The organism is Salinispora cortesiana (assembly GCF_000484695.1).
Taxonomy (GTDB): Bacteria; Actinomycetota; Actinomycetes; order Mycobacteriales; family Micromonosporaceae; genus Micromonospora; species Micromonospora cortesiana.
This window is the reverse complement of sequence record NZ_AXVR01000001.1, coordinates 316,857-328,021: the sequence shown is the minus strand read 5'-3', so window position 1 is coordinate 328,021 and position 11,165 is coordinate 316,857. Positions and strand designations below refer to the sequence as shown.

General features: G+C 69.4%; 8 protein-coding genes and 1 pseudogene. 5 read left to right on the top strand and 4 right to left on the bottom strand.

Going from position 1 to position 11,165, the window contains the following annotated elements; all coding sequences use genetic code 11:
• The 4 genes and pseudogenes from K228_RS30340 to K228_RS0101555 all read right to left on the bottom strand — a co-directional run.
• Nucleotides 1-105: pseudogene (locus K228_RS30340) on the bottom strand (IS5 family transposase); the annotation flags it as partial.
• A gap of 221 nt (nucleotides 106-326) precedes the next feature.
• A complete protein-coding gene (locus K228_RS0101565) occupies nucleotides 327-1,883 on the bottom strand; it encodes a S1C family serine protease (RefSeq protein WP_025616823.1) in 1,557 nt (518 codons plus the stop codon).
• Nucleotides 1,884-1,945: 62 nt separating this feature from the next.
• The gene (locus K228_RS0101560) at nucleotides 1,946-3,514 is read right to left on the bottom strand and encodes a sensor histidine kinase (protein ID WP_018252237.1); all 1,569 of its coding nucleotides are present in this window, start codon (nucleotides 3,512-3,514) and stop codon (nucleotides 1,946-1,948) included.
• Nucleotides 3,511-4,212 (bottom strand): response regulator transcription factor, encoded by a 702-nt coding sequence (locus tag K228_RS0101555; RefSeq protein WP_018252238.1) that lies wholly within the window; start codon nucleotides 4,210-4,212, stop codon nucleotides 3,511-3,513. The genes K228_RS0101560 and K228_RS0101555 overlap by 4 nt, the downstream gene beginning before the upstream one ends.
• Nucleotides 4,213-4,316: 104 nt before the next feature.
• On the opposite strand from K228_RS0101555, the gene K228_RS0101550 reads away from it, so the two are divergent.
• From K228_RS0101550 to K228_RS0101530, 5 genes are all read left to right on the top strand, one after another.
• Nucleotides 4,317-5,060 carry a hypothetical protein gene (locus K228_RS0101550; protein WP_188116151.1) on the top strand — a complete coding sequence of 248 codons (744 nt, stop codon included), beginning with the start codon at nucleotides 4,317-4,319 and terminating at the stop codon, nucleotides 5,058-5,060.
• Nucleotides 5,061-5,160: 100 nt separating this feature from the next.
• A complete protein-coding gene (locus K228_RS0101545; protein WP_018252240.1) occupies nucleotides 5,161-6,096 on the top strand; it encodes an ABC transporter ATP-binding protein in 936 nt (311 codons plus the stop codon).
• Nucleotides 6,093-6,917: an ABC transporter permease subunit gene (locus K228_RS0101540; RefSeq protein ID WP_025616821.1), complete on the top strand. Its 825-nt coding sequence runs from the start codon at nucleotides 6,093-6,095 to the stop codon at nucleotides 6,915-6,917. The genes K228_RS0101545 and K228_RS0101540 overlap by 4 nt, the downstream gene beginning before the upstream one ends.
• 261 nt (nucleotides 6,918-7,178) lie before the next feature.
• Nucleotides 7,179-10,895 carry a multifunctional oxoglutarate decarboxylase/oxoglutarate dehydrogenase thiamine pyrophosphate-binding subunit/dihydrolipoyllysine-residue succinyltransferase subunit gene (locus tag K228_RS0101535; RefSeq protein ID WP_025616820.1) on the top strand — a complete coding sequence of 1,239 codons (3,717 nt, stop codon included), beginning with the start codon at nucleotides 7,179-7,181 and terminating at the stop codon, nucleotides 10,893-10,895.
• Nucleotides 10,896-10,958: 63 nt separating this feature from the next.
• Nucleotides 10,959-11,153 (top strand): DUF6104 family protein, encoded by a 195-nt coding sequence (locus tag K228_RS0101530; RefSeq protein WP_018726034.1) that lies wholly within the window; start codon nucleotides 10,959-10,961, stop codon nucleotides 11,151-11,153.
• Nucleotides 11,154-11,165: the final 12 nt, after the last annotated feature.

Sequence of the window (11,165 nt, the reverse complement as noted above, 5' to 3'; positions counted from 1 at the left end):
GACGCCGGCGTCGGTGCGGGCTTGCCGCCAGGCGGTGAGGCGGGGTGCGATGAGGGCCCAGCGGGCGTCGGACAGGTCGGACGGGTAGGGGCGCCGTTCGGTCATGAAGCAGGCGTACGGTGTTGGGGCCTCGACCTGGCGGACGTCATGTCCGTCAGTGCGGGATGAAAGTGAACCAGACACGATCCCGGGGTGATATGCGCTGAAACCGGGTAGGCCTATGTCCACCGATATGTTTTCTTTCTAGGTCGGGTCGGGTATTTCGCGCTACCGAGGTCGAGGCGCGAATCGGCCATTACCGGCCCGAAGATGAAGCAAACGTCCAGTTAGGACGCTTCGGCGAGCGTCACGGTTGCCGTCGCTTCAACATTGTTTCGCTTGTATGTCACATCCACCCGGTCGCCCACCTTGCCGGCCTGGACCACGGCGACCAGATCTTCGGAGTCGCTGATCACCTTGTCGCCGAACCGGATGATGACGTCGCCCCGCTGGAAGCCCGCCCGCTCGGCAGCACTGTCGGGGAGGACCTCGGCCACCAGGGCACCGCCGCCCTCCGCGGTGATGATGCTGACGCCGAGGGTGGGGTGGCTGACCTTCTCACCCCGTTGCAGCTTCTCGGCGACGTCCTCGGCCTTGTTGCTGGGGATGGCGAAGCCGACCCCGATGTTGCCGGTGCTGCCCTGGCCACTGGTGGCGATCGCGGTGTTGATCCCGATCACCTCACCCCGGGTGTTGACCAGCGCCCCGCCGGAGTTGCCCGGGTTGATCGGTGCGTCGGTCTGCAACAGCCCCGAGATCGAGGTGACCCCCGCCGTCGGGTCCTGCTCCGAACCGCCGGCCTGGATGGTGCGGTCCCGCGCGCTCAGGATGCCGGCGGTCACCGACCCCTGCAGACCCAGCGGACTACCGAGGGCGAGAACCTGATCGCCGACCTGCATCGCGTCGCTGTCGCCGAACTCCGCCGGCGTCAGGTCGCTGACCCCGGCGGCCTTCACCACCGCCAGATCGGTCTTGGGGTCGGTGCCGGTGATCTCCGCCGACGCCGTCTCGCCGTCGGCGAAGGTCACCAGCACGGTGTCGCCGCTGGCCGTGGCGATCACGTGGTTGTTGGTCAGCACATATCCGTCGGCGGTGAGGATCACGCCCGAGCCCCCGCCGCTGTCGGTGCCGATCGACACCACGCTGGGCTGCACCGCGGCGGCGATCCGCGGCAGGTCGGCGCTGTCGATGATCGGGGCCGCGGAGTAGGTGCGCGTGATGCCGGAGCCATCGCTCAGGGCGAGTGCGAGCGCGCCGCCGGCGACACCGGAGCCGAACATCAGGGCGAGCACCGCGACGCCGGCGCCAATGAACTTCGCCACCCGGCTACCCGGATTCGGACCGGTTCGCGGCGCCCCCCACGGTGGTGTGGGCTGCCCGGCCAGCTGCGCTGGCTGACCCGGGTAGAACGGGGCTCCGTACCCGCCTGGCTGCCCCCCGCTCCAGGCGGTGGACTGCGGCCCGTACCAGGCAGCGCCGGGGTGCTGCGGCGAGTAGCCGGGGGGATAGGGAGGCCCACCGGGCGGCCCGGCGACGGGCGTGGCGCCGGGCCGGGGGCCGAGCGGCACAGCGGGGTTGACCGACGGCGGGCCGTCCGGGGCCGAGGGCGGCAACACGTCAATGGGGTCGACCGACAGCGGCGTGTCCGGAGCCGAGGTCGGCACCACCTCAGTACGGTCGGCCGAGGTGTCGGCGGATGGCGCGGCGCCACTGTCCGCACCGGGGGTAGCGGCCGAAGAGTCGGACAAAGCGCGCTCGAGGCGGGACAGATCGGCAGTGGGATGCGACGACTCGGCGTCCCTGGGGGTCTGCCGACGCTGCGGGTCGGACTCGTAGTCGGTCATGGAACCACCTTCTCCCCTACCACTTCGATCAGCCTGAAGCCTAGCTGTGGATTGGCTGAAAATTACACCTCGTCACCGGTCGGTGCCGGCGCCAAGGGCAACCGGACCCGAAACGTCGCGCCTCCGCCCGGAGTCTGCGCCACCTCCACCGTGCCCTGGTGGGCGGCGACCAGGGCGGCGACGATCGCCAGGCCCAGCCCGGTCCCGGTGTTGCCACCGGCCCGGCGGGTCCGGGCCGCGTCCACCCGGTAGAAGCGCTCGAACACCCGCTCGGCCTGCTCACCGGAGAGCCCCGGCCCGGTGTCGGCGACCTCCACCACCGCCAACTGACCAGACTCGGAACGCAGCCGTAGCGTCACCGACGCCCCCGGTGGGGTGTGCGTCAGGGCATTGGTCATCAGGTTGCCGATCACCTGCCGCAGACGAGCGTCGTCGCCGTATACCACCAGCGGCCCGGCGCCCGCGACGATGTCCAGTTCAATTCGCCGGTCCGGCGCCACCGCCCGCGCTGCCGCCACGGCGTCGGCGGCCAGCACCGGCAGCTCGACCGGGGCCGGCGAGAGCGGACGCTCCCGGTCCAGCCGGGCGAGCAGCAGCAGATCCTCCACCAGCAGCCCCATCCGGGCCGCCTCGTCCTCGATCCGACGCAGCAGGTCACCGGTCTGCTCGGGATCCCGCGCAGCGCCCTGCCGGTACAGCTCGGCGAAGCCCCGGATGGTGGTCAGTGGCGTACGCAGCTCGTGCGAGGCGTCCGCGACGAACTGCCGCATCCGCTCCTCGGAACGCCGGGCGCGGGACTCGGACGCCTGCGCGTGCGCGGCGGCGTCCCGCGCGGTGGCCTCGGCGGCGCGGGCGGCGGTCTCCGAGGCGGCGCGGGCGGTGAAGGCCGCCTCGATCTGGGTGAGCATCATGTTGAGCGCCCGGGACAGCCGCCCCAGCTCCGAGGTCGGCTGGGGGTTACCCGCCTCGGGGTCCGGCACCCGGCGGGCCAGGTCCCCACCGGCGATCGCGGCGGCGGTCTGCTCGATCTCGTCGAGGGGCCTCAGGCTGGCCCGGACGATGCCCGCGCCGATCGAGGCGAGCAGGAGCAACACCGACGTGCCCACCATCAGATCGATCCAGATCAGCCGCTTGACGGCCTGATCCACCTCGATCAGGTGCTGCCCGACGGCCAGCCACGCTCCGCTCGGCAGCTCCGTGTAGAGCATTCGCCAGTGCACATCGCTGCCCTTGGCGCGGGCGGTGAACGGCTCACCGGCCAGGTCCCGAAACCCCGCGGCGTCCGTCGGCACCGGGGGCAGCTCCCAACTCTCGAACCGGCCTGTGTCGTACACCACGCCTTCGACCAGCCCGGTTTGGGCGCTCGTCACGACGATCAGGTAGTCCGTCGGGAAGATCAGCCGAACCGGCACGTGGAGAGCCTCGCCGGCCTTGAGCCGGGAGTCGATGTTGCTGGCCGAGCCCTCCAACCCCTGGTCAACCTGGCCGATAAGGTAGCTCCGGAGGAAGACGGTGGCCATCGTGCTGATCACCAGGAGCGCGACCGCCACCAGGCTGAGGACCGCGGCGATCAGCTTGACCCGGAGCGGGATCCGGCGCAGTCCGGCCTTCGCCTGTGCGAGGGCGTTCACGCTGCCGGCTTGCGGAGCACGTACCCGACCCCGCGGAGGGTGTGGATCAACCGGGGCTGGGTGTTGTCGACCTTGCGCCGAAGATACGAGATGTACGACTCGACGATGTTGTCGTCGCCCCGGAAGTCGTAGTTCCAGACGTGATCGAGGATCTGCGCCTTGGAGAGCACCCGGTTGGCGTTCAGCATCAGGTACCGCAGCAGCTTGAACTCCGTCGGGGAGAGCTGCACCCGCTGCCCCGCCCGGTGCACCTCGTGGGCCTCCTCGTCGAGTTCGAGGTCGGCGAAGGTGAGCCGGGCCGGGGCCTGCTCACCGCTGGCGCTGCGGCGCAGCACCGCCCGGATCCGCGCGGTCAACTCCTCCAGGCTGAACGGCTTGGTCACGTAGTCGTCGCCGCCCAGGGTCAGCCCACGGATCTTGTCGTCGGTGGCGTCCCGCGCGGTCAGGAAGACGACCGGAGTACGGGTGCCCCCCTCGCGCAGCAACCGGATGACCTCGAACCCGTCCAGATCGGGCAGCATGATGTCCAGCACGACCAGATCGGGGCGGTGTGTCTTCGCCGCGCTCAACGCGGCGCTGCCGCTGGTCGCGGTCGCCACGTCGAAACCAGCGAAGCGCAGGCTCGCGGAGAGCAGCTCGAGAATGTTCGGGTCGTCCTCGACGACGAGCAGTCGAGCCTCGGTCTGGGTAGCCGCCATGCGGCCATCATCCGCGACCCGACTGCGACGCGCCTGGGTGATTCCTGAATGAATTCTGTGAGCGGACGAGGCGACCTGGCCACCTGGGCGGCTGCGACATGACCATGGCAGGCTGCCAGGCGGACCGGCGACCGGGCTGGCTCCGATCGGAGGTGAACGACGTGATCATCGGCTCGCGGTACAACGGCCCGCCGGGCTCGGGGAACGGCGGGTGGAGCGCGGGTACGTTCGCGGTGGCCGCCCAGGGTGCTTCGCTACCGGCGCCCGGCGGGCGCCCTCGACGCGACGCCGAGCCGGTGGAGGTGACCCTACGCCGACCCCCGCCGCTGGAGACGCCGTTGACCCTCGACGCGGGCGAGGTCCGCGACCCCGCAGGCCGCCTCGTCGCCGAGGTCACGACAGTTGCCCCGTTCGACCCGGTGGCGGAGCCGGTGGACCTGGCGACCGCCCAGGCCGCCGCCGCCGACTATCCCGGGCTGGTCAACCACCCGTTCCCCGGCTGCTACGTCTGCGGCCCGCAGCACGCCGACGGGCTCCGGATCTTCCCTGGTCCACTCTCCGACGGGCGCACCGCCGCCCCGTTCCGGGCTCCGGAGGAAGCGGACGTGGTCACCACCTGGGCGGCGCTGGACTGTCCCGGAGGCTGGTCGGTGATCGCCCCCGGCCGGCCGTACCTGCTGGGCCGAATGTCCGCGGTGGTGCTGGCCACACCGCACCCCAATGACGAGTGCGTGGTGACCGGGGTGTTGGCCGGCGTCCAGGGCCGCAAAGCCGAGGTGCACAGCAGCTTGTTCGCCCCGGACGGTAGTCTCCTCGGCTACGCGCGCGCCACCTGGATCGCCGGATAGCAGCTGGACATCGGTCCCGGCTCCGCTGCCGGGCCGCAGGTGGCTCGCACCGCCCGGCAAGGCCAACGAGGGCGATCACCGACATGAACGTGGGAGAAGAATGACAGACGGACGGTCGAGCCCCAACACCACAGGCGAGATCGTGGTCTCCCGGCTGACGAAGATCTACGGCAACGCTCGCGCGGTCAACGACCTGTCGTTCCGGGTGGAGCCGGGTCGGGTCACCGGGTTCCTGGGCCCGAACGGTGCCGGCAAGACCACCACGCTGCGCATGCTGCTGAACCTGGTCACGCCGACGGCTGGCCAGGCGACCATCGGCGGGCGCCGGTATGCCGACCTGACCGACCCGGTGCGGCACGTCGGCGCGGTGCTGGAGGCGTCCAGCGCACACAAGGGGCGCACCGGCATCAACCACCTGCGGGTGATCTGCACCGCGGCCGGGCTGCCCCGTTCCCGGGCCGACGAGGTGCTGACCCAGGTCGGTCTGGCACCAGCGGCCCAGCGCAAGTTCAAGGGCTACTCGCTGGGCATGAAGCAGCGCCTGGGCATCGCCGCGGCGATGCTCGGCGACCCCCGGGTGCTGATTTTGGATGAGCCGGCCAACGGGCTCGACCCGGAGGGCATCCGGTGGATGCGCGGTTTCCTCAAGAGCCTGGCCGCCGAAGGGCGCACGGTCCTGGTCTCCAGCCACCTGCTGTCGGAGATGCAGCTTCTCGCGGACGATGTCGTCATCATCGCGGCCGGCCGGCTGATCCGGCAGGGCCCGGTGGACCGGGTCATCGGCTCGATGGCGCAGACCGCCCGGGTTCGGGTGCGCTCCCCGCAGGCCGAGACGCTGCGGGCCGCGCTCGAGCAGCAGTCGGCGACAGTGGACGTTGACGACCAGGGGGCCCTGCTGGTCCGGGGCGTGGACGCACCGACGATCGGCAGGGTGGCCCTGGCCGCCAGCGTGGAGCTGCATGAACTAGCCACCGAACGTCCTGACCTTGAGGGCGTCTTCCTCGAGCTGACGGCCGGAAAGGCGGGCATCCGATGAGTAACCTGGTCCGAGCCGAGCTGGTCAAGATCCGCACGACCAGCACCTGGTGGATCATGACTCTGATCTACCTGCCACTGTGGGGCATCACGTTGGCGTTCAACTGGTTGCAGACCGACGCGCTCACCCGGACCCGCCTCGACGACGTGCCGGCGGAGCAGTCCGAGGCGGTGGGGGCGGTCGCCCAGCCGGACGCGCTGGCGGCCAACCTCTACACCAACGGTCAGTTCTTCGGCCTGCTGATGGTGATGCTGCTCGGCATCGTCGTGGTGACCGGTGAATTCTTCCACCAGACCGTGACCACCACCTTCCTGACCACCCCGCGGCGGAGCGCGGTCGTCCTGGCCAAGCTCGCCGCGACCGCCTGCCTGGCACTGATCTTCTGGCTGGTGACGACCAGCGCGAACCTGCTCGCCGGGCCAGCGGTCCTGGAGGTGGTCGGGGTGAGCGCCCAGTGGGGCAGCGCCGTCTGGGAGGCCGTTGTGCTCAACGGGCTGGCCTACCTGCTCTGGGCGTTTTTCGGGGTCGGCCTGGGGACACTCATCCGCAGCCAACTCGGCGCCACCGTCACCGGAATTCTGCTGTACCTGGGAGGCACGATCGGGGCGCTGACCGTGCTCGTCATGGCCGCGAACCGCTTCGGTGACTGGATCAACAACCTGCAACTGCTGGTGCCGTCGTTGGCCTCGGCGCTCATGACCACCGGTGTCGACATTCCGGGGGAACCACCACGCTGGGCGGGCGCTGCCGTACTCATCGGGTACGGGCTGCTCTCCGGGCTGATCGGCATCCTCATCATGCGTCGGCGGGACGTCTCCTGACGGATCCGTCAGGAGACGGCCTACCTGCCCGAAAGGGCAGGTAGGCCCGTCCGCGCTGATGGGTTCGGGCCGCCTACCAGGAGGTGGCAGGACGCGCGGCGATGGACGCACTTCTGGCAATTTCTGTGAAACCCCCCGCGGAGCCGAGTCGGAAACTCCTATTGGTTGGGTACGGCGTAGCCTGGAGCCCGACTCGTGTGTCCGGGAGCCCCCGGCGTTCGGCGTAACCCACAAACTCGCGTGAAAGAGGCGATACCGGCCGTGTCGACCCAGCAGACCTCGCAGGAGAACCCACTGGCGGGTTTCGGCCCGAACGAGTGGATCGTCGAAGAGATGTACCAGCGGTACCTCACCGACCCCACCAGCGTCGACCCGGCCTGGCACGACTTTTTCGCCGACTACCGGCCCACCCCGGGCCCGGGAGAGACGCGGGATAACGAGCCGGCCGCGAAACCGGAACCCGACGGCCGGCCCGAGCCCTCCACCGCCCCGCCCGCTGCCACCCCGGAGCGCACATCCGTGTCGACCAAGGCCACCCCCAGCAAGCCCGCTCCCAAGCCGGCCGCCACGAAGCCGGCCGCCAAGCCCGCCCCCGCGAAGCCGACCGCCACGCCGACCTCATCCGGCCCGCAGACCGCACCGCTACGTGGGGTCGCCGCCAAGATCGTCCAGAACATGGACGCCTCGTTGAGCGTGCCGACCGCGACCAGTGTGCGTGCCGTCCCGGCCAAGCTGCTGGTGGACAATCGCATCGTGATCAACAACCACCTCGCCCGGGGCCGCGGTGGGAAGGTCAGCTTCACCCACCTGGTCGGATACGCGCTGGTCCGCGCGCTGGCGATGCACCCGGAGATGAACAACTCCTTCGCCGTCGTGGACGGCAAGCCGGCGCTGGTCCGCCCCGAGCACGTCAACCTCGGAATTGCGATCGACCTGGTCAAGCCGAACGGCAGCCGCAACCTGGTGGTGCCCTCCATCAAGGCCTGCGAGCAGCTGGACTTCCGTCAGTTCTGGCAGGCGTACGAGGATGTGGTCCGGCGGGCTCGGAAGAACGAGCTGACCATGGAGGACTACGGCGGCACCACCATCTCGCTGACCAACCCCGGCGGCATCGGCACCGTGCACTCGATGCCACGACTCATGACCGGCCAGAGCGCGATCATCGGCGTCGGCGCGATGGAGTACCCGGCGCCGTACCAGGGCATGAGCGAGGGCACCCTTGCCGAGCTGGCGGTCAGTAAGGTCATCACGCTGACCAGCACTTACGACCACCGGGTCATCCAGGGCGCGCAGTCCGGCGAGTTCCTCAAGGTGATGCATGAGGTGCTCCTCGGCGAGCACGGCTTCTACGACGAGATCTTCACCTCGCTCCGCATCCCGTACGAGCCGGTGCGCTGGATGCGCGACGTCGCGATCGACGGCGAGGGTCAGATCAACAAGACTGCCCGGGTCCACGAGCTGATCCACGCCTACCGGGTGCGGGGCCACCTGATGGCCGACACCGACCCGCTGGAGTTCAAGATCCGCAAGCACCCGGATCTGGACGTCCTCCAGCACGGGCTCACCCTCTGGGACCTGGACCGCCAGTTCCCGGTGAACGGCTTCGCCAGTCGGCAGCGGATGAAGTTGCGTGATGTCCTCGGCGTGCTCCGGGACACCTACTGCCGCCGGGTCGGCATCGAGTACATGCACATCCAGGACCCGGAGGAGCGGCGCTGGATCCAGCAGCGGGTTGAGCGCAAGTACGAGAAGCCGGCGGTCAACGAGCAGAAGCACGTCCTCAACCGGCTGAACGCCGCGGAGGCCTTCGAGACCTTCCTGCAGACCAAGTACGTCGGCCAGAAGCGCTTCTCGTTGGAGGGGGGCGAGTCGCTGATTCCGCTGCTCGGCGAGGTGTTGGAGGCCTCCGCCGAAGGTGGGCTGGACGAGGTCGTCATCGGCATGGCGCACCGGGGCCGGCTGAACGTGTTGGCCAACATCGTCGGCAAGCCGTACGAGAAGATCTTCTCCGAGTTCGAGGGGCACCTGGACCCGCGTTCCACGCAGGGCTCCGGCGACGTGAAGTACCACCTCGGGCAGAACGGCAAGTTCACCACCCCCGACGGCGAGCACTCGGTCAAGGTCTCGGTGGTGGCGAACCCGTCGCACCTGGAGGCCGTTGACCCGGTGCTGGAGGGCATCGTCCGGGCCAAGCAGGACCGGATCGACCTCAAGCTGGAGGGCTACACCGTACTGCCGCTGGCGGTACACGGGGACGCGGCCTTCGCCGGCCAGGGAGTCGTCGCCGAGACGCTGAACCTGTCCCAGCTACGCGGCTACCGCACCGGCGGCACGGTGCACGTGGTGGTCAACAACCAGGTCGGCTTCACCACCGCGCCGGAGTACAGCCGCTCCAGCCTCTACAGCACCGACGTGGCCCGGATGATCCAGGCACCGATCTTCCACGTCAACGGCGACGACCCGGAGGCCGTGGTGCGGGTCGCCCAGCTGGCCTTCGAGTACCGGCAGACGTTCAACAAGGATGTCGTCATCGACCTGGTCTGCTACCGGCGACGCGGGCACAACGAGGGCGACGACCCGTCGATGTCGAACCCGGAGATGTACCGGATCATCGACTCGAAGCGATCGGTTCGCAAGCTCTACACCGAGGAGCTGATCGGGCGCGGCGACATCACCGTGGAGGACGCGGAGGAGCTGCTGCGCGACTACCAGGCGCAGCTGGAGCGGGTCTTCAAGGCCACCCGGGACGCCGCCACCGCACCCCGTCAACTCAGCCGCCCGAAGCGGGAGGATGAGCCGGAGCCACCGGTGGAGACCGCCACGGACGCCGATGTCATCCGGGCGGTTGGCGAGGCACACCTCAACCTGCCGGAAGGCTTCACCCCGCACAAGCGGATCCAGCAGCTGCTCGACCGACGGGCCAAGATGGCCAGCGAGGGCAACATCGACTGGGGCTTCGGCGAGATCATCGCCTTCGGTGCGTTGCTGCACGACGGGGTCACCATCCGGCTCGCCGGCCAGGACTCGCGCCGCGGCACGTTCGTGCAGCGGCACGCCTCCGTTGTCGACGCCGAGACCGGCGACGACCACCTGCCCCTGGAGGCGCTCACCGCCGGCGGTGAGCGGTCCCGGTTCTTCGCGCACGACTCGCTGCTGTCCGAGTATGCGGCGATGGGCTTCGAATACGGCTACTCGGTGGAGAACGTCAACGCGCTGGTCTGCTGGGAGGCCCAGTTCGGTGACTTCGTCAACGGTGCCCAGTCGGTGATTGACGAGTTCATCTCCTCCGGTGAGGTGAAGTGGGGTCAGCGCTCCGCGGTCACACTGCTGCTGCCGCACGGCCACGAGGGCCAGGGCCCGGACCACACCTCCGGCCGTCCGGAACGGTTCCTCCAGCTCTGCGCCGAGGACAACATGCGGGTGGCGATCCCGACGACGCCGGCGAACTACTTCCACCTGCTGCGTCGCCAGGCCCTGTCGCCGAAGCGCAAGCCCCTCATCGTCTTCACGCCGAAGTCCCTGCTGCGGCACCGGCTCTGTGTCTCACAGGTCGAGGACTTCACCAACGGCACCTTCCAGCCGGTGCTGCCCGACGGTGGCACCCCCGCACCAGAGCAGGTGAAGCGGGTTCTGCTCTGCTCTGGCAAGGTCTACTACGACCTGTTCCAAGCCCGGCAGGATCGCGGTATCACCGACACCGCGATCATCCGGGTCGAGCAGCTCTACCCGATGCCGATCGAGGAAATTCGGGCCGCACTCGCGGCATACACCAACGCGGTGGACTTCGCCTGGGCCCAGGAGGAGCCGGCCAACCAGGGTGCCTGGTCTTTTGTTGCGCTCAACATGCTGGAGCACCTGGACGGAGTACGGCTGCGCCGCATCTCCCGCCCAGCGGCAGCCGCCCCGGCGGTCGGCTCGGCCAAGATGCACGACGTCGAGCTCTCCGCCCTGCTCGACGCCGCACTCCCCCGCCCGTAGGCACCACCCAACCCGTGCTGGTGGTGGGGGCTGGGACACTGTCCCGGCCCCCACCACCACGACGTGACCGAGGAACGCATGTACTTCACCGACCGAGGGATCGAGGAACTGACCGAGCGCCGCGGCGACGAGCAGGTCAGCATCGAATGGCTCGCCGAGCGCCTACGCGACTTCGTCGACCAGAACCCCGAATTCGAGACCCCGATCGAGCGCTTCGCCACCTACCTGGCTCGGCTGGACGACGAGGACGACGAGTAGGGCCGCGAACGG

Excerpts from the sequence above, each read along its gene's own strand:
- K228_RS0101565 (WP_025616823.1), bottom strand. The coding sequence starts at position 1,883 with ATGACCGACTACGAGTCCGACCCGCAGCGTCGGCAGACCCCCAGGGAC.
- K228_RS0101545 (WP_018252240.1), top strand. The coding sequence starts at position 5,161 with ATGACAGACGGACGGTCGAGCCCCAACACCACAGGCGAGATCGTGGTC.
- K228_RS0101540 (WP_025616821.1), top strand. The coding sequence starts at position 6,093 with ATGAGTAACCTGGTCCGAGCCGAGCTGGTCAAGATCCGCACGACCAGC.
- K228_RS0101555 (WP_018252238.1), bottom strand. The coding sequence starts at position 4,212 with ATGGCGGCTACCCAGACCGAGGCTCGACTGCTCGTCGTCGAGGACGAC.
- K228_RS0101550 (WP_188116151.1), top strand. The coding sequence starts at position 4,317 with ATGGCAGGCTGCCAGGCGGACCGGCGACCGGGCTGGCTCCGATCGGAG.